The following is an 18856-nucleotide window of genomic DNA, read 5'->3' as shown; positions in this document are numbered from 1 at the left end:
CTCCTCACGTCGAGAGATCGTTGCGCGCCCACCGCAGGTGATCGAAGGACGCGAGGTCCGGCACGGTCCAGCCGTCGATGTCGTACTCGCTCATGCACTCGTCGACGAACCGCTTGTAGCCGTCTATCTGCCCCGAGGCGAGTTGCGCGAAGTACATCTCGACCCGGGTGTTCTCGTGGTTGCCGGAGTAGTTGCGCTCGTAGAGCTCGTGCCGTCCGCCGAACTCGGTGCCGACCGCGTCCCACAGCAGCTTCATCAGCTTCACCCGCTCCATCGCGGTGCTGCCGTCGGAGCCCCGCATGTACTGGTCCAGGTATCCGCGGATCGCCGGGTTCTTGAAGTCGTCGGCGCTGGAGTTGAGGTAGATGAGCCCGCTGGCCACGTCCTGCATGATGATCTCGCGGACCCGGGGATAACCCACCTGCATGAACCACCGGTACGCCTGCCCGTACTCCGGGTTCGGCAGCACCGCCCCGTTCTTCCACGGCACGGGGTTGCGCGCGGCGGCGTCGGACAGCGCCCAGAAGAGATTGCGCCAGGCCAGCACCTCACCCAGGCGGCTCTGCACCCCCCGGAAGTCCTTCGTGCCGGTCATGTCCAACGCCTTGGCCAGCAGGCCGGCGATGAATTCGAGTTTCACCGCCAGCCGGGTCATGCCGTGGAACGTGAACCGCTCGGTGAACCCCGAGCGCCCGCCGAACATCTGCACCTTGCCAAGGTCGCCGTAGACGAACACGTTCTCCCACGGGATCTCGACCTTGTCCAGGATGAGCACCGTGTCGTTCTCGTCCAGCCGTGACGACAGTGGGTAGTCGAACGGGCTGCCCATCACCGCTGCCGTCGCGGCGTACGACGGCCGGCAGATCAGCTTCATCCCGCGGGCGCCCATCGGCACCGTGGCGATCAGCGCGAACTCCCGCCGTTTGACAGGCATTCCGTGGTGCGAGATGAAGTTGAAGTGGGTCAGCGCGGACCCGGTCGCGACGACCTTCGCGCCGCTGACGATCAGGCCGGAGTCGGTCTCCCGCTCGACGTGGACGAACACGTCGCGTACCTCGTCGGGCGGCCGGTTACGGTCGACCGGTGGGTGCACGACCGCGTGGTTCCAGAACTGCACCTGCTCCTGGGAGCGGCGGTACCAGGCCCGGGCGTTGTCCGCGTACTCGCCGTAGAAGTCGGCGTTCGCGCCGAGGGTGCCGAGGAAGGATGCCTTGTAGTCCGGACTGCGCCCCATCCAGCCGTAGCTCATCCGGGCCCACGCCGCGATGGCCTTCTGGTCGGCGACCAGGTCCTCGGCGCTGTGCGGCGTGGTGAAGAACCGGTGGGTGAAGCCCGTGCCGCCGCTGTCCACCGGTGCGGTGAGCACCGGTGCGGTGGCCGGGTCGTGGAGCGAGTCGTAGAGCCGCGCGGTCATGCGTACCGCGTTGGCGAACGCCGGATGCGTCGTGACGTCCTTGACCCGGTCGCCGTAGAGGTAGATCTCGCGATCGTCACGCAGGCTCTCGATGTACTCCGCGCCGGTGTAGGGCCTGGTCACCGTAGGTCGCTCTGCTGAGCGCTCGCGGCAGCGGCGGCGAACTCACCGCGGGACAGGGCGGCGGTGACGGTCTCCAGGTCGTCGGCCATGTAGCGGTCGCGGTCCAGAGTCGGCACCATCGACCGGACGTGGTCGTAGGTGGCCTTGGCGACCGGGCTCAGGTCGCCGTACCGCTTGGAGATGTCGACGGCCTGCGCCGCGGCCAGGTACTCCAGGGCCAGGATCGTGTCGTTGTTGCGCAGCACCCGGCGGGCGTTGCGGGTGGAGATCAGCCCCATGCTGACCACGTCCTGGTTGTCGCCGTTGGACGGGACGCTCTGCGTGCTCGCCGGCCCGATGGTGCGGTTCTCCGCGATCAGGGCGGTCGCGGGGTACTGGGCGCCGGCGAAACCGCTGTTCAGGCCCGGATCACCGGTGACCAGGAACTCCGGCAGACCGTAGCTCAGGTGCCGGTTGAGCAGGCGGTTGGACTGCCGCTCGGAGAGCACGCCGAGCTGGGTCAGCGCGATCGTGAGGAAGTCCATGACGAACGCGACCGGCTGTCCGTGGAAGTTGGCGCCGTGGAAGATCTCCTCGCCCTCGAAGAAGAGCGGGTTGTCGTTCGCCGAGTTCAACTCGATGCCGATCTTGTTGATCGCGTGGTAGAGCGTGTCCCGCACGGAGCCCAGGATCTGCGGGATGGCCCGCAGTGAGTACGCCTTCTGCAGGTAGACCTTCGTCCGCGTGACGTCCTTGCCGGACTCCTTGCCGGCGGCCACCTCCTTGCGCAGCTCACTATGCTCCACAGTGGACAGGCTGCCGCGCATCAGCGTCCGCAGGTTGGCCGCCGTGTCGATCTGCCCCTGGTGCGGTCGCGCGATGTCGTGCCCCTCGGGCTGGAACGGGCTCATCGAGCCCCGCAGCGCCTCGATCACCAGGGCGGTGACGATCTCCGCCTGGCGTACCTGCGTCATGGCCCGGTCAGCCACGAGCGCGCCGACACCGGTCATCGCCGACGTGCCGTTGATCAGCGCGAGCCCCTCCTTGAAACGCAGTTCCAACGGCTCGATGCCGTGCTTGCGCAACACCTGACCGGTGGGCACCTTGCCGGTGCCGTCGAGCACGTAGCCCTCGCCGATCACCGTGGACGCGATGTGCGACAGCGGCGCGAGGTCGCCGCTCGCGCCGAGCGAACCGATCTCCGGAATGGCCGGGGTGATGCCCAGGTTGAGGTAGAGCGCGAGCCGCTCCAGCAACTCGGGGCGTACCGCGGAGTGGCCCTTGGCCAGCGCGTTGAGCCGAGCGGTCACGATCGCCCGCGACTCGTCCCGGGCGAACAGCGGGCCGACGCCGGCGCTGTGGCTCCGCACCAGGTTGGTCTGGAGTTCGACCTCCTTGGAGGGGTCGACCAGCATGTAGATCATCTCGCCGTATCCGGTGGTCACCCCGTACACCGGGATGTCCTGACGCACGATGTCCTCGAACATCGCGCGGCTCTTGCCCGCTCGGGCGAGCGCCGACGGCGACACCTCGCAGGTGGCGTCGTCCTCGGCGATCCGGCGAATGCCCGGAATGTCGAGAGTGTCGCCGTCCAGCACGACAATGTTCTCGTTCGTTGTCACTGTCCTCACCTCATCACAGCCGTGGTGCCGGGTCGGGTCTGGTGGGCTCGCCGGAATGGGCGACGCCCGGTGCCTGCCGTCGTGGTCCGTCCTCGTCGCCGGCGACGCTGACAGCGTTGGCGAGGGTGCGGAGCGACGGGTTGGCGTAGAAGTCGCGGATCGGCACGTGCACGCCGAACCGTTCGGAGACGCGGTGGAGCAGAGCCGGGATCAGCGCGGAGCGTCCGCCGGCCGTGAAGAAGCTGTCGTCGAGGCCCGGTACGCCCGCGTCGACCACCTCGGCCCACAGGGCCGCGAGGGTCTGCTCGGTGTCGGTCAGTGCCACCGTCGCCGCAGCCCCCATCGGGCGCGCCAGCTCGGGCAGCCGCCGCCGGTCGACCTTGCCCCCGATGTTGCGGGGAAGCCGGTCGTGCACGGTACGGAACACGACGGGGATCACCTTGCCGAGCCGCTGGCGCAGGTGGGCCCGCCACACCTCGGGCGAGCCCTCTCCGGCTCGGATCGGCACGACGTACGCGTCGAGGCGGTTGACCATCCCGTCCGGTCCGCGGACCGCGACCACGCCGCACTCACGTACCGAGGAGTGCGTCTGCAGCGCGGCCTCGACGTCGCCCAGTTCGAGGCGCACGCCGTACACCTTGATCTGGAAATCCTCGCGGCCCCGGTATTCCAGGGCGCCGTCGAAGCGCCAACGGCCCAGATCACCTGTGCGGTAGGTGCGGATGTCGGACTGTCCACCGACCGGGGCGAACGCCGTGGACGGATCGACCGCGCCGAGATAGCCGGCGGCCACGAAGGGACTGCGGATGACGATGGCGCCTGTGACACCCTGCGGACAGGGCCGCTCGTCGGCGTCGAGGACGAGCACCTGCCGGCCGGGAATCGCCCGTCCGATCGGCGTCGAACCATCCACCGGTCGGTCGATCGGCTGCCAGGTGGCCGCGATCGTCTCGGTCGGCCCGTAGAGATTCGCCAGGTGCACGTCGGGCAGGCTGCCGTGCAACCGGTTGACCAGTTCGCCCGGCAGCGCCTCACCCATCAGCAGCAGGTGCCGCAGGGCGCGCATGGGCCGGTCCGCGCGGCTCGTGACCACCCGCAGCAGTTCCCGGGCGAAACTCGGCACGGTCTGCAGGTGGGTGATCTCCCGGTTGGCCATCCAGTCGACGAGCCTCTCGCCGTGGATCCGGATGTCCGGCGCGGGCAGGCACAGCGTGCCGCCGCTGGTCAGGGTGGCGAACACCTCGCACAGGGCGGGGTCGTGGTCGGGTGCCACCCACTGCGCTACCCGGGCGCCGCCGCCCATCTCGAACTGCGTGCCGAGCCAGGTGACGAACTGGCCGAACGCCGAGTGCGGCTGGGCGATGCCCTTGGGCCGTCCGGTCGATCCGGAGGTGTAGGCGACGTAGGCGACCGCGTCAGCGTCGACCGTCGGCAGCGCCCCGGCCCCGGTCAGGGTCGCCACGTCGTGCACGGCGATGTCGAGTTCGATGCGTGCCCAGCGGGCCAGCTCGTCGTCGTCCGGGTCACCGGCGACCAGCAGACACGCGGGACGCAGGTCGGCGAGCACGGCGCGACCGCGATCACCCACGTCCCCGGTGCCGAACCAGCACAGGTGGTCGCCGGCGACGAGCACCCCGAGCAACGCGGCGATCTGCTCCGGGCCGGAGGGGAGTCGCACCACCACCGGCCGTCCGCCCGCACCCCGCGCGAGCAGGGCGGCGGCGATTTCCCGGGCCCGCGACCACAGCCCGGCGTACGTGAGACCGCCGCTGTCGGTGAGCACCGCCAGGCGCTCCGGGTGGGCGTCGACGATCCGTCGCACCAGTTCGTGCACCGGCGCGTCGACCGGTGGTCCGTCGGCGATCCGGTCGTCACCGCCCAGCTCATGGGCGGAGGGGGTCGGCTGGTCCATCGGCAGGGCGGTCGCCGGCGTGTCCGGCGTGGCGACCCCGGCGGCGAGGACGGTCAGCACCTGGTTGGCGATCCGTTCGACGGATTCGTCGTCGAACAGCTCGGCGCGGTAGGCGAAGGTGCCGATCGTCGCCGGCCGGGTCGCCACCCGCAGTTCCAGGTCGGCCATCGTCGCCGGCGGGTCGACGTCCTGCCGGCTGGCCGTGGTGTGGGCCAGGCGCAGGGTGGAGTGTTCCTCGGCTGCCTCGTCGACCAGCACGTTGACCAGCGGGATCGTGCGCGGGTCCCGGGGTGCGCCGAGCAGTTCGACGAGACGGCCGAACGGCAGGTGCCGCTGGTCGGACAGCGCGTCGAGACGGCCGGCGACCTGGTCGACAAGCTCTCGGAAGGTCGGCGCGCCGGTCAGGTCGACATCGATCAGGGCGAGGTTCTCGAACGGCCCGACCAGCCCGGTCGGTGTGGTCGCGAGCCGGGTGCCGACCCGGGTGCCGACCGCGATCCGGCGCTCCCCGCTGTAGCGGGCCAGCACCACCTCCAGGGCGGCGAGCACGACCGCGAGCGGAACCGTGCCGGCGTCGAGCGCGAGCCGGTGTACGTCGGCGGTCAGCTCGACACCCCAGTCGAAGTGGTACACGCCGGCCCGCCAGTCGACGTCGGCGCCCCGGTGCCGGTCGGTGGGCAGCTCGACCGGCGCCGGCGGGGTGGCCTCGCGCCACCATTTCTCGGCCCGTCGGGCGGCGGCCTCGACCGCGCGTGCGGCGCGCACGTGCTCGGAGAACCGCGGTGCGGCATCCGCGCCGACCGGGCGCGCCGGTGTGCCGCCCAGAGCCTCGGCGTAGTGCCGACCCAGCTCGTCGATCAGGGTCGACATCGAGGTCTCGTCGGCGACGATCTGGTGCACGACGAGCACCAGGCAGTGCCGCAACGGGGCCAGCCGGGCCACGGTGAGCCGGGCCATTGGGCCCCGGTCGAGGAGGAACGGGGCCGCCACCTCGGCGGCGAGGAACGCCTCGACCGTCGGTTGGCCCTGGCGTCCGCCGGTCGAGCAGTCCACCACGGACATCACGGCGGGCAGGCTCTCGTCGAACACGGCGCGGCCGGATTCGGTGAAGCGGACGCGCAGGATCTCGTGCCGGTCGACAAGCGTCGTCCAGGCCGTCCGCAGCGCGGCGACCTCGAGCGGACCGGCGATCCGGTACGCCCGGTAGCGGTGCAGCGCCGGGGACCGGGGCGTCAGACGGTCGAGGAACCAGAGGCCGTCCTGTGCCGCGGAGGTGGGAAGCACGCTCGTCGTGTCGTGAATGGACATCTGCGACCGCCCCCTTCTGCTCGGAAAAGTATGTCAATGCAGGGTTCCGGCCCTCAACTTCCGAATTGCGGTGTTGAAGGGGTTACGTTCTCGGCGCGCAGGCGCTACGCGGCGAGCGACGCCAAGCTCTCGGCCCGGCTGGTGTCCTCCCAGGTGAAGGTGGGCAACTGCCGACCAAAGTGCCCGTACGCCGACGTCGCTCCATAGATCGGGCGGAGCAGGTCGAGGTCCCGGATGATGGCCGCCGGGCGCAGGTCGAACACCTCCGCCACTGCCTTCTCGATCCGCTCCGGCGCGACGGTCTCGGTGCCGAACGTCTCGATCGACAGGCTCACCGGCTCGGCGACGCCGATCGCGTACGCCACCTGGGTCTCGCACTTCCGGGCCAGGCCGGCCGCGACGATGGTCTTCGCCACCCACCGCATCGCGTACGCCGCCGAACGATCCACCTTGGACGGATCCTTGCCGGAGAACGCGCCACCACCGTGGCGGGCGTACCCGCCGTAGGTATCGACGATGATCTTTCGCCCAGTCAGTCCCGCGTCACCCATCGGGCCACCGATCTCGAATCGCCCGGTGGGGTTGACCAGCAACCGGAAATTGTCCACGTCGAGGTCGAGCGGTTCCAGTTCCGGCAGCACGACGCTGTCCCGGACCTCCGGGCTCAGCATCGACTCCAGCGAGATGTGGGGGGCGTGTTGAGCCGAGACCACCACGGTGTCGACCCGCACCGGACGCCCGGCGTCGTACTCGATGGTGACCTGGGTCTTGCCGTCCGGCCACAGGTACGGCAGCAGGCCGTCCTTGCGCACGGCGGTGAGCCGGCGGGACAACCGGTGGGCCAGCGCGATCGGCAGCGGCATGAGCTCCGGCGTCTGATCGCACGCGAAGCCGAACATCATCCCCTGGTCGCCCGCGCCCTGCGCGGCGCCCGCCTGGTCCACCCCGAGGGCGATGTCGCGCGACTGCGCGCCGATCGACACGCTGACGCCGCAGGACGCTCCGTCGAAACCCTTGTGCGACGAGTCGTACCCGATGCCCAGGATCGTCTCCCGGACGATCGTCGGGATGTCGGTGTAGGCGCTGGTGGTCACCTCGCCCGCGACGTGCACCTGACCTGTGGTGATGAGCGTTTCGACGGCGACCCGGCTGTGCGGGTCCGCGGCCAGCAGCGCGTCGAGAATGCCGTCGCTGATCTGGTCGGCGATCTTGTCGGGGTGACCCTCGGTCACCGATTCGGACGTGAAGAGGTGGCGTCCCATGGCTTCCCCGTTTCAGGGTGGTCGGATCACTTGATGGCGAGCGGGTTGATCGGCGAACCGACAGCGCGGGTGATCTTGAGCGGCGGCGCCGCGAAGAAGAACTCCCACACCCCGTCGGCTCGGCAGTCCTCGGTCAGCTCCTCGAAGTCGAGGATCTCGCCGAGCGTCAGGCCCATGTCCCGGATCAACACCATGTGCACGGCCAGGAAGGCGCCCGGGTCCTCGCCCGGCAACGCCTCGACGGCCCAGTTGTCGGCGCAGACCGCCGCGACGTCGCGGTCCCGCAGCCACTGGCAGCTGGCCAGCCCCAGACCGGGTTCCCCGGCCATGAATCCGGCGTCCTGCCCCTGCTCGACGAACTTGCGCCGCCAACCGGTACGGACCAGCAGGATGTCTCCCGGACCGACGTCCACGCCGCCCTGCCGGGTGATGGCCGCGTCCAGATCGGCGGGGGTGATGACGTCGCCGACCTCCAGCCACGGCACGCCGCGCACCGCGGGGATATCGAGCAGCACACCCCGACCGGCGATCCCCTTGCCCTGCCGGTCGATTCCGCAGCGGGCGGCGCCCTTGACGGTCAGCTCGTCGGCGGGAAAGCCGTTGTAGAACTGGCCGTCGTAGAAGACGTGGGCCAGCGCGTCCCACTGCGACGATGCCTGGATCGGCATGAACAGGAAATCGTCGGCGTACCGGAAGCCACCGGGAAACACCTGCTCCGCGCCGGTCTCCGACATCAGGTGTACGGGGTTGCTGCGGAAGCGGCCGTTCTGCGGCCCCTTGTCGTCCAGGTTGATCCCCAGGTCGAAGGTCCGTCCCGCGCGAATCAGTCGGCCGGCCGCGACCAACCGCTCCGGTGTGATGAGGTTGATGGTGCCGCGCTCGTCGTCCGGGCCCCAGCGACCCCAGTTTCGCAGCCGCTCCCCCACCGCCCGGAAGTCGTCGACCCGGGGTTCGGTGTGGGTCACGAGCCGGCCCGCACGACGCGGGCGAACGCCCGCACGTCGCCGACGAACAGGTCGGGCTCCTCCAGGGCCGCGAAGTGGCCACCACGGTCGAACTCCGACCAGTGCCGCAGGGTCGGGAAGTCGCGCTCGACGAACCGGCGGATCGGTAGGAACACACCCTGCGGGAACACCGCGACGCCGAGCGGCTGCCGGATCGGCGCGTAGCGCACTGTGGGGTTCGAGATTGGCAGGTAGTCGACGGTCTCGTAGTAGAACTGCGCCGACGAGCCGGCCGTGCCGGTGAACCAGAAGATCGAGGCGATGGCCAGGATCCGGTCCCGTTCGACCGCGTCCTCGGGCACCTTGCCGGCGTCGGCCCAGTCCTTGAACTTCTCCACGATCCAGGCGAGCTGGCCGACCGGCGAGTCGCTCAACGCGTACGCGATGGTGTGCGGCCGGGTCGCCTGCAGCTTCATCGAACCGGCCAGCACGTCGAGGAAACGCTGCGAGCGGGCCAGGCGCCGCCGATCCTCGTCGTCGAGCACGTCCGAGCCGTCGGCCGCCGGCGTGGTCACCAGCGTGTTCAGGTGAAGACCCACGACGTGCTCCGCGTCGATCTGGGCCAACGCGTACGAGATGCCGGCGCCGAAGTCGCCGCCCTGCGCGAGATAGCGGTCGTAGCCGAGCCGGCTCATCAGCTCCGCCCAGGCCTTGGCGACAGTGAGGTTGTTCCAGCCGGGCGCCGGCATCGGCCCGGAGAACCCGAATCCCGGCATCGACGGGATCACCAGATGAAAGGCGTCGGCCGCGTCCCCGCCGTGCGCGACGGGGTCGGTCAGCGGGCCGATCACGTCGAGGAACTCGGTCACCGAGCCGGGCCAGCCGTGCGTGATGATCATCGGAGTAGCGTTCGGCTCCGGTGAGCGTACGTGCAGGAAGTGCACAGGCGAGCCGTTGATGGTGGTGACGAACTGTGGCACCTCGTTGATGCGCCGCTCCATCGCGCGCCAGTCGAACCCGTCGCACCAGTAGTCCGCGAGTTCGCGTAGGTAGTCGACGGGCACGCCGCGGTCCCAGCCGGCGTCGAAGAGCACGGGCCAGCGGGTCTCCCGCAGTCGGCGGCGGAGATCGTCCACGTCCTCCTGAAGAATGTCCACCCGGAACCGTTCCATATCGGAAATCCCTTCGACGACGGGCGCAGCAAAGTCCGCTACGACGGAAGTCAATATCACCTGCCTGAACCGGAACGGCGCACCTTCCATATTGCTCCGGTTCGGCTCTTGCCCCGGCCGGGAGCAGCGCACTCCGGAAGATGCGTGACGGCAGCGGTGGTGCAAGGGTCATATGGGCGTCCGCCGTCAGTTCCGACGCGCAATTCACGGACTCCCCAACCCTTCGAGGAGGATCGATGTCGATCACCGACGCTCCGCCCCGCGCCGACCTCGTCCGCGCGGCCGCCGAGCTGGTGCCGTTGCTGGCCCGGCACGCCCAGTGGAGCGAGGACAATCGCCGACTGCACGACGAGGTCGTGGAGGCGTTGAGTGACGCGGGCATCCTGCGGATGCGGGTGCCCGAGAGGTTCGGCGGCTCCGAGTCCGACACTCGCGCCGTCGTCGAGGTCATCGCCGAACTGGCCCGTGGTGACGGCTCAGCCGCCTGGACCGTGGCGGTCTGGCACATCAGCAGCTGGATCACCGGCCTCTTCCCGGACTCGGTGCGGGAAGAGGTCTTCGCCGACCCGTCGGTCCGGATCAGTGGCATCCTCAGCCCGACCGCCGTGGCCGTCCCGACCGAGGGCGGCTACCTGCTCAACGGCAAGTGGTCGTTCAACACCGGCGCGACGCAGAGCCAGTGGAACGCCAACGCCGCCGTGCGGCCCACCCCCGACGGGGGGTACGAACCGATCATGACCCTGATCCCGATGGCCGACCTGCAGGTCATCGACGACTGGCACACGTCGGGCCTGCGCGGCTCCGGCAGCGTCTCGACGGTCGCCGACGGCGTGTTCCTGCCCGAGGAGCGCGTCATGTCGATGGTCCCGATCATCATGGGTCAGCACCCGCTGCAGCAGGACCCGAACACCACGATGTGGGGTGGCCCCTTCATGCCGGTGGCCTGCGCGACCGTCGGCGCGACCGCGCTGGGCCTGGCCCGCGCCGCCAAGGAGGCGTTCTTCGAGCGGCTCCCCGGCCGAAAGATCACCTATACCGACTATCCCGACCAGAGCCAGGCGCCGCTGACCCACCTCCAGGTCGCCGAGGCCGAAATCAAGATCGACCAGGCAGAGTTCCACGAGTACCGGGCCGCCGACCGGGTGGACCGCAAGGGCAAGTCGGGCGAGGAGTGGACGCTCGAGGAACGCGCCAAGGCACGCCTCGACCTCGGCGCCGCCTGCCAGGCGGCCAAGGACGCCGTCGACGTGCTCCGCACGGCGAGCGGAGGATCCTCGGTCTACCAGCATGTGCCGATCCAGCGGATCCAGCGCGACGTCCAGACGCTGAACCTGCACGCGATCATGCACCCCAACACCAACCTCGAACTGTACGGCCGGATTCTGTGCGGAATGGGGCCGAACACGCAGTACCTGTAACAGGGGCGCACAGCGCGGCCGGGTCCGGATGCGGCAATCGCTCCGGGCCCGGCCGTCCGTTTGTCTGGGCTATTCGAATGAGCCCGACGAGAGCGCAATAGCGAAGAACACATTCGGCGATATCACCGACATCATATGCGGTGGGGGTCGCCGAATTCGCCGGCCGACCCGTGCGGCAACCATCAGCTCTTATCTCGGGAGGATTCCCATGCCGATCGACCCACCTGGCACGCTGACCGTCACCGATATCGAAAAGCAGGTCGAATCCATCTGGCGGGACGTTCTCAACGTACCCGCCGACCAGACCGACGGAACGTTCTTCGAGCTGAACGGGCAGTCCATCTCCGCCGTGCGGATCGTCGCCCGCGTACAGGAGGAGATCGGCGTCCAGATGGACCTTGGTGACCTCTTCGAAGACCCCGACCTGGCCACTTTCACGCGCGACATCGTCGCGAAGGCCGAAGCCCGAGGAAGGTAGTCCGACCATGGTGGAGTTCGTCCGGGTGACGTCCGATGCCCCCCTCGACGACGTGGTCACCGTGCTGGAGCGCGACGGCTGCATCATCATCGAGAACTTCGTCGACCAGACCACGCTCGACGGCCTCTGGGAAGACCTGGGCCCCCTGCTCGACGGCACGCGCTACAGCAAGAGCGGGTACGACGGTCACCTGACCCGACGGGTCTCGTCGCTGTTCCGGCGTACCAGCCACCTGACCCCGATCTTCCTGCACCCGCTGTATCTGGGCGCGGCGCGGCAGATCATGGAGAAGCCGGTGCACATGTGGGTCGGTCAGGCCCGCATCGAGATGACGCCCAACATCCAGATCAGCGCGACCCAGGCCATCCAGATCGACCCGGGGCAGGGCCGTCAGCCGCTGCACCGCGACGACTCGCTGCACCTGCGTCGACACCCGGGCCCGACGACGCGGGTGCAGTTGATGCTCGCGCTGAGCGAGTTCACCCAGGAGAACGGCGCCACCCTCGTGATCCCGGGCAGCCATCACTGGGACGACGAGCGTGCCCCGCGCTACAACGAGGCGATCCCGGCCGCGATGCCCGCCGGGTCGGCGCTGCTCTGGCTGGGCGGCGTCTACCACGGTGGCGGCGGCAACGTCTCCACCGAGTCGCGGACCAGCCTCACCGTCTCCTACGACCTCGGCAACCTGCGGCAGGAGGAGAACCAGTTCCTGGCGGTGCCGCGCGACGTCGTCCTCACGCTCCCCGAGGAGGTCCAGCGCCTGCTCGGCTACGACCGTTGCCCGCCTGGCGTGGGCTGGTACGAGATGGAGGACCCCCACATCCTGCTCACCGACCCGGACGCCGACCCGGCGGTGCTCGAGAGCCCCGCACGGACCTGAGCGTGTCCGACGTGGTGGACGAAGCGGCCGCCCCGCCCGCTGTGGGTGGGGCGGCCGTCCTGTTCGCACGATCAGAGATGCGTCCACCGGCCGGCGGATGTGAGGGTCTGATGGTCGTCGCCCAGCGGAGGGACCCACCCACATGACCGACATCCTGCCCGGCGACCCGCGCTACGCCGCACTCGTCGAGGGATACAACCACCGCTTCACCGGCCGCCCCGATCACGTCCGTCAGGTCCGCACCACCGCCGAGGTCGCCGCCGCCGTGCGGGAGGCCGTCGACTCGGGGCGGCGGGTGGCGGTGCGCAGCGGCGGCCACTGCTTCGAGGACTTCTTCGCCAACCCCGAGATCCAGATGCTGATCGACCTCGCGCCGATGAGCGCGGTGTCCTACGACGCGCACCGGCGGGCAATCATGGTCGAGGCCGGCATCACTCTCGGGGCGCTCTACCCGATCCTTTACGACACGTGGGGCGTCACGATCCCCGGCGGCACCTGCTTCGAGGTCGGCGTCGGCGGCCACATCACCGGCGGCGGCTACGGTCACCTGTCCCGCCGCGACGGACTGGTCGTCGACCACCTGTACGCGGTGGAGGTGGTCGTCGTCGACGAGTCGGGCACCGTCGACGTGGTGGTCGCCACCCGGGAGCCCGACGACCCGCACCACGAGCTGTGGTGGGCGACCGCGGGCGGCGGCGGCGGCAGCTTCGGCGTGGTCACCCGGTTCTGGCTGCGCAGCCCGGGAGTCGACTCCGACGACCCGTCGCGTCTGCTGCCCACGGCGCCCCGCCGGATCCGCCGCTGCGACGTGCTGTGGTCGTGGGACGGGATGACCGAGGACGCACTGACCCGACTGATCGCGAACTACTGCGGCTGGCTGGAGCGGCACAGCGCCGTCGACGCACCGGAGACCCAACTGTGGAGCAACCTCATCGTCATGCACCGCTCGGCCGGCATCGTGGCGCTCACCGCTGTTATCGACGACGCGGTCGAGGGTGCCGCCCGGATGCTCGACGACCAGCTCGCGGCGATCGGGGACGGCACCGGGTTGACCCCCCGGTCCGTCGACCGGAACGTGGTCGACTGGATGGCGAGCTGGATGCCCTCGTACAGCTGGCCCAGCGACCCGAAGGGGCGCTACAAGAACAAGGCCGGCTATCTACGCCGGGGCTACACCGACAAGCAACTGGCCACGATCTTCCGCTACCTGGCCGACCCGGAGTACGCCAACCCGGCTGCCGGCATCGTGCTCACCGCGTTCGGCGGACAGGTCAACGCGGTGCCGTCGGGCGCCACCGCCGCGGCACAGCGGGACAGCGTGGTGAAGGCGTCGTACAGCGCGGGCGCCTGGCAGTCACCCGACGACGACGCCGTCAACACCGCCTGGGTCCGCGCGTTCTACCGGGACGTCTACGCCGAGAGCGGCGGCGTCCCGGTGTCCGGCGACGTCAGTGACGGCTCCTACATCAGCTACCCCGACGTCGACCTGGCCGATCCGGAGTGGAACACCTCCGGCGTGCCCTGGCACACCCTCTACTTCAAGGACAACTATCCCCGCCTCCAGCGGGTCAAGCGCCGCTACGACCCCCGGGACATCTTCCGGCACGGTCTGTCGGTGCGGCTGCCCGATTGAGCGGTCCACACCACCCAGGGAGCCACGATGGCAGGCGAGGTGTACTTCCCCCACGATCCGGCCTACGAGCACGCCACGACGGTGTTCAACCTGCACGGAGCACCCCGACCGGCCGCCGCGCGCACCGTGCGCACCCTTACCGAGCTGCGGGACGTGCTCACGTACGCCCGGACGACGTGCATGCCGGTGCGGGTGCACAGCACCGGCCACGGCGCCGCGGCGGCGCGGGAGATGAGCGGGTCGGTGCTGGTGCGTACCGAGATGGACGGTGCGGTGCAGATCGACCCGGCGCGCCGGACCGCGCTGATTCCCGCCGGCACCCGCTGGGGCGCCGTCGTCGACGCGGCGGCACCGTACGAACTGGCCGCGCCGCACGGCTCGTCGGCCGACGTCGGCGCGGTCGGCTACCTGCTGCGCGGCGGCGTCAGTGTCTACGGGCGGCTGGTCGGGCTCGCGGCCAACAGTGTGACGGCCGTCGACCTGGTCACCGCCGACGGTGAGCTGCACCGCGTCGACGCCGACCACGATCCGGAGCTGTTCTGGGCCCTGCGGGGCGGCGGCGGTGGGTTCGGGGTGGTGGTCGCGGTCGAGATACGGCTGTTCCCGGCCCGGCCGGTGGTCACCGGTTCGGCGTACTGGCCGGTGGTGCACGCGGCGGAGCTGCTGAGGCGGTGGACCCGCTGGGCCGCTACCGCGCCGTGGGAGGTCACCAGCGCGTTCCAGGTGCTCAACCTGCCCGACGTACCCATGGTGCCGGTCGAGCTGAGGAGCGGAACGATGATCGGGGTGGCGGCGACCGAGGTGCGAGCCGACGACGCGCCGAGCGGGCTGACCGAGCTGTTGGACGAGCTGCGCGCGGTGGCCGCCCCGGTGGTCGAGTCGTGGCTGCCGTGTACGCCGGCCGAGGTGGTCCGCGCTCAGCTCGGGCCGGACGAGCCGGTGCCGATCGTCGGCGACCATCTGCTGCTCGCGGACCTCGACGAGCGGGCGTCGGCCGCGTTCCTGGCGGCGACCGGCTCGGGATCGCCGCTGATCACGGCGGAGCTGCGCCAGCTCGGTGGGGCGTTGGCAGTGCCGGACCCTCGGGGTGGGGCGCTCGACCACTACGACGCCCGCTACTCGTATCTGGGCAACGCGATCCCCGACGGCCCCGAGGCCACCGCGACGATCGAGAAGCACTGCGCTGTCGTCCGGGCGGCGCTGGCGCCCTGGGACACCGGCCGCACCGCGCCCACGTTCGTGGAGAGCTGGCAGCAGCCGCAACGGCACCTCGACCCGGAGCAGATCGACCGGGCGGACCGCGTCCGCACCCGCGTCGATCCCACCGGCCTGTTCCGCCTCGACGCCAGCCCCGGTACGACGATGCTGCGCTAGGCGGCGGACGGACCAACGGCGGTCGCCCGGGGGGATGGGCGGCCGCCGTTGGCGTATCGGGGTGTCCGGCCTAGACGGCACCGGTGGTGGGCACGGTCTCCGACGACGACGCGGACGCGGGCGACGAGGCAGGCGCTGACGACGCCGTCGGGTCGGACCCTGGCGTCTGCGGGGCGGGCTTGTTCCGCAGCGTCACCGCCACCAGCACGATCAGGGCGATGACCAGCAACGCCTCGACGCCGGCCACCACGTTCGTCGCCGTGGTGAACGCCTCGCCGGCGACGTCGCGGAGGGCGGTGGCCAGGTTGCCCGGCAGCGAGTCGGCTGCGGCGGTCGCCGCGGCGACGTTCTCCCGGGACACGTCGGCAACCTCCGGGGGTACGTCGGTCAACGGCGCGTCGGCCATCCGGTCGCGGTAGACGGCGGCACCGACGCTGCCCAACAGCGCGAGGCCCAGCGTCGACCCGAACACGTTGCTGGTCTCGGAGAGCGAAGCGGCCGAGCCGGCCTTCTCCGGGGCTACGGAGCTGACCACCATGCCGGTGCCCTGGGTGAACAGCGGACCGGTGCCGAGCGCGACGAGCGCGACCGCGACGACGATCGCGATCAGCCACCCGGAGCTGCCGGCCTGGGTCAGCACCAGCATCGCCACCAGGGAGATGCCGAGCCCGATCATGATCGCGGTGGCCGGCTTGAGCGACTTCATCAGCATCGGCGTGGCCATGCTGCCGATCGCGATGCCCAGACCGGTGGGCGCCTGCCAGAGGCCGGACGCGCCAGGCGAAAGGCCCTCGACGCTCTGGATGTACTGCGTGCTCATCAGGCTGATGCCGGCGAGCGCGGCCGAGGCGAACATCATCGTGACGAGGGTGCCGCTGAAGGCGGCGTTCCGGAACATCGCGAGATCGATCAACGGGTGCTCCAGCCGGGACTGGCGGCGGATGAAGATCCAGCCGACCACCAGGCCGAGCAGGATCGCGCCGCCCGCGACGGCCGGGTTGTCCGAGTCACTCGCGGCGAACTCCTTGACGCCGTACACCACCGGCAGGATCGCACCGAGCGACAGCACGACGCTGAACAGGTCGAACTTGCCCGCGCTGGGGTCGCGGTACTCGGGCAGCAGCACGAACCCGGTGGCCAGCAGCACGATCATGAACGGGACACCGAGCAGGAACACCGAGCCCCACCAGAAGTGCTCGACCATCACGCCGCCGACGACCGGCCCGATCGCGGTGCCACCGAAGAGCGCGGAAGCCCAGATCGAGATCGCCACGCCCCGCTGCTTCTCGTTGCGGAACATGTTGGTGATCAGCGCCAGCGTCGACGGCGACAAGGTCGCGCCGGCGATGCCCAGCAGGGCCCGCGCGATGATCAGGGTGGTGCCGCTGTTGGCGTACGCGGCGAGCACCGAGGCCACCGTGAACGCGACCGCGCCGATCATGAGCAGTCGACGGCGCCCGACCCGGTCACCGAGGGTGCCCATGGTGAGCAGGAAGCCGGCCAGCAGGAAACCGTAGATGTCGATGATCCACAGCTGCTCCACGCTGGTGACGCCGAGGTCCGCGCTGAGATGCGGCAGCGCCAGGAACAGCGCTCCGATATCCATCGCCACCAGCATCGCCGGCAGTGCCAGCACCGCCAGCCCGATCCATTCCTTACGTCCCGCCAGGTCGTTCGCTGGCGCCGACGTGGAGTTATCCATCGTGTCGATCCCTTCTCGGCCTCATGAGCCTGCGACGGCGGTCTTCGACGCCCCGAGGCCCCTCTACCGCCATGTCGAAGCCGACGCGCGGTTTTCGACATGTCTTTCCGGCGTACCCACGTTCTGCCGCGAACGGGTGCTCGGGACGACTTCCGTCGTGCGCAGTCGCCGCCCGCCGCGCGGCGTAGCACTCGCGGAGATGACCGCTCCCCGCATCGGCGGGCAACCTTTGGGCGACCCCCATCGAGATGCCGGAGGACTGTTGCGTGAGGACGGACGCCGAGCCCATCAGCATCGACATCTGGCTGCCCAGCTACCCGGCCGTGCCCGACTACGTGGGCGGGATCCGGGCCCTGGCCGCGAGCTTCCACGACGCCCACCCCGGCTACCGGATCCGGGTTCGCGAGTCGAGCTACAAGACGTTGCCCGCCGATGTGGACGCCGCGGCCAGACGCGGTGCCGCCCCGGCCCTCGTGCAGTACTTCCACACCTCCACGCAACTGGCCCGGGACATGCGCGACGTCCACGGCGCACCGCTGTTCCGGCCGGTCGCGACGACGCTCGCCGACCGCACCACGGTGCTCGGCGAGCCGGTGGTCACCGACGACATCGTGGCCCCGGCACGGGGGTACTACTCGGCGGACGGCCTGCTGCTCGCGGCTCCCCCGCTGGTCTCGACCACCCTGCTGTACGCCAACACCACGTTGCTCGCGGCGGCGGGAGTGACCGCGCTGCCGACCACCTGGGCCGAGGTGACGGCCGCCTGCAAGGCGGTCAGCGCGCACACCGGCGGGCCGGCGATCACCTGGCCCAACCACGGCTGGATCTTCCAGCAGGCGGTCGCCCAGCAGGGTGGCCTGCTCGCCGACCACGCCAACGGCCGCGACGGTCGCGCCGAGAAGGTCGACCTCGCCGTGCCGGAGATGGTGGCCTTCGCGCAGTGGTGGCGCGGTCTGTACCGCGACGGTCACTACCACTACACCGGCGGGCAGGCGTACGGCGAGAACACCGGCCGGGCCTGGCAGGAGAACTTCGCCGCGTTCGCCGAGCAGCGGGTGGCGTTCGTCCTCAGCTCCTCGGTCGAGGCGGAGTGGCTGATCCAGGCCGGCCGCGACCACGGCTTCACCGTCGAGGTCGGCCGGATGCCGCACAACGGCGAGGTCCGCTACGCGGGCAACATCGTCGGCGGTGACGCGATCTGGCTCACCGACAGCGTGCAGCCGGCGGTCCGGGACGGCGCGCTCGCGTTCCTGCAACACCTGCTCAACCCGCGGGCCGTCGCCGAGCGGCACAAGGCGACCTGGTTCATCCCGGTCACCACGACGGCCATCGACCTGCTGGCCGGCGACGGCTGGTTCGACGAGCGGCCACATCAGAGGGTCGCCATCGAGCAGCTGCTGGCGACCGACGGCTCACCTGCCGCGCGGGGAGCCGTACTCGGCGAGTTTCCCCGCATCCAGGGCCTGATGACGCACGCGATGGAAGACATCCTGCTGCACGACGCGGACCCGTCGGGCCGCTTCGCCCGCGCGTCCGAGCAGGCCCAGCATCTGCTCGACGACTACAACGCCGACTGCCTCGGCCTGCGGGCGGGTCCGCCCGGGCCGCGTCAGTTCGTCGTGGACTGACTCCGCC

13 protein-coding genes are annotated in these 18856 nt (G+C 70.2%); 6 read left to right on the top strand and 7 right to left on the bottom strand.

The window, feature by feature from the left end; translation table 11 throughout:
* Window positions 1-4 precede the first annotated feature (4 nt).
* From PSH03_RS04950 to PSH03_RS04925, 6 genes are all read right to left on the bottom strand, one after another.
* The gene (locus PSH03_RS04950; protein WP_210780589.1) at window positions 5-1537 is read right to left on the bottom strand and encodes a 4-hydroxyphenylacetate 3-hydroxylase family protein; all 1533 of its coding nucleotides are present in this window, start codon (window positions 1535-1537) and stop codon (window positions 5-7) included.
* Entirely contained in the window at window positions 1534-3138 is a 1605-nt protein-coding gene (gene cmdF, locus PSH03_RS04945) for a tyrosine 2,3-aminomutase (RefSeq protein WP_210780590.1), read from the bottom strand. The genes PSH03_RS04950 and cmdF overlap by 4 nt, the downstream gene beginning before the upstream one ends.
* A 13-nt stretch (window positions 3139-3151) precedes the next feature.
* Window positions 3152-6358: a non-ribosomal peptide synthetase gene (locus tag PSH03_RS04940; protein ID WP_210780591.1), complete on the bottom strand. Its 3207-nt coding sequence runs from the start codon at window positions 6356-6358 to the stop codon at window positions 3152-3154.
* Window positions 6359-6462: 104 nt separating this feature from the next.
* A complete protein-coding gene (gene metK, locus PSH03_RS04935) occupies window positions 6463-7620 on the bottom strand; it encodes a methionine adenosyltransferase (RefSeq protein WP_210780592.1) in 1158 nt (385 codons plus the stop codon).
* A 26-nt stretch (window positions 7621-7646) separates the two neighbouring features.
* Complete coding sequence (locus PSH03_RS04930; protein WP_210780593.1) at window positions 7647-8585, bottom strand: cyclase family protein; 939 nt, start codon at window positions 8583-8585, stop codon at window positions 7647-7649.
* Complete coding sequence (locus PSH03_RS04925) at window positions 8582-9736, bottom strand: epoxide hydrolase family protein (protein WP_238688391.1); 1155 nt, start codon at window positions 9734-9736, stop codon at window positions 8582-8584. Before PSH03_RS04925 ends, PSH03_RS04930 begins: the two co-directional genes overlap by 4 nt.
* A 236-nt stretch (window positions 9737-9972) precedes the next feature.
* Here PSH03_RS04925 and PSH03_RS04920 point away from each other — a divergent pair, with 236 nt between their 5' ends.
* From PSH03_RS04920 to PSH03_RS04900, 5 genes are all read left to right on the top strand, one after another.
* Window positions 9973-11154, top strand: a complete 1182-nt coding sequence (locus PSH03_RS04920) for an acyl-CoA dehydrogenase family protein (RefSeq protein ID WP_210780595.1) — start codon at window positions 9973-9975, stop codon at window positions 11152-11154.
* 208 nt (window positions 11155-11362) lie between these two features.
* A complete protein-coding gene (locus PSH03_RS04915; RefSeq protein ID WP_210780596.1) occupies window positions 11363-11632 on the top strand; it encodes a phosphopantetheine-binding protein in 270 nt (89 codons plus the stop codon).
* 7 nt (window positions 11633-11639) lie between these two features.
* Window positions 11640-12512 (top strand): phytanoyl-CoA dioxygenase family protein, encoded by an 873-nt coding sequence (locus PSH03_RS04910; protein ID WP_210780597.1) that lies wholly within the window; start codon window positions 11640-11642, stop codon window positions 12510-12512.
* A gap of 142 nt (window positions 12513-12654) precedes the next feature.
* A complete protein-coding gene (locus PSH03_RS04905) occupies window positions 12655-14145 on the top strand; it encodes an FAD-binding oxidoreductase (RefSeq protein WP_238688390.1) in 1491 nt (496 codons plus the stop codon).
* Window positions 14146-14172: 27 nt separating this feature from the next.
* Window positions 14173-15519: an FAD-binding oxidoreductase gene (locus PSH03_RS04900; protein ID WP_238688389.1), complete on the top strand. Its 1347-nt coding sequence runs from the start codon at window positions 14173-14175 to the stop codon at window positions 15517-15519.
* Between the two features lie 70 nt (window positions 15520-15589).
* Here the strand turns inward: PSH03_RS04900 and PSH03_RS04895 are convergent, their stop codons facing one another.
* Complete coding sequence (locus PSH03_RS04895; RefSeq protein WP_210780600.1) at window positions 15590-17221, bottom strand: MFS transporter; 1632 nt, start codon at window positions 17219-17221, stop codon at window positions 15590-15592.
* A gap of 266 nt (window positions 17222-17487) precedes the next feature.
* Here PSH03_RS04895 and PSH03_RS04890 point away from each other — a divergent pair, with 266 nt between their 5' ends.
* Window positions 17488-18849, top strand: coding sequence for an extracellular solute-binding protein (locus PSH03_RS04890; protein WP_238688388.1), 1362 nt, complete (start codon window positions 17488-17490; stop codon window positions 18847-18849).
* The last annotated feature ends 7 nt before the right edge of the window (window positions 18850-18856 follow it).

This window comes from Micromonospora salmantinae (assembly GCF_022230905.1).
Taxonomy (GTDB): domain Bacteria; phylum Actinomycetota; class Actinomycetes; order Mycobacteriales; family Micromonosporaceae; genus Micromonospora; species Micromonospora salmantinae.
The sequence above is the reverse complement of the archived record's forward strand: the minus strand, read 5'-3'. Positions and strand labels throughout refer to the sequence as shown.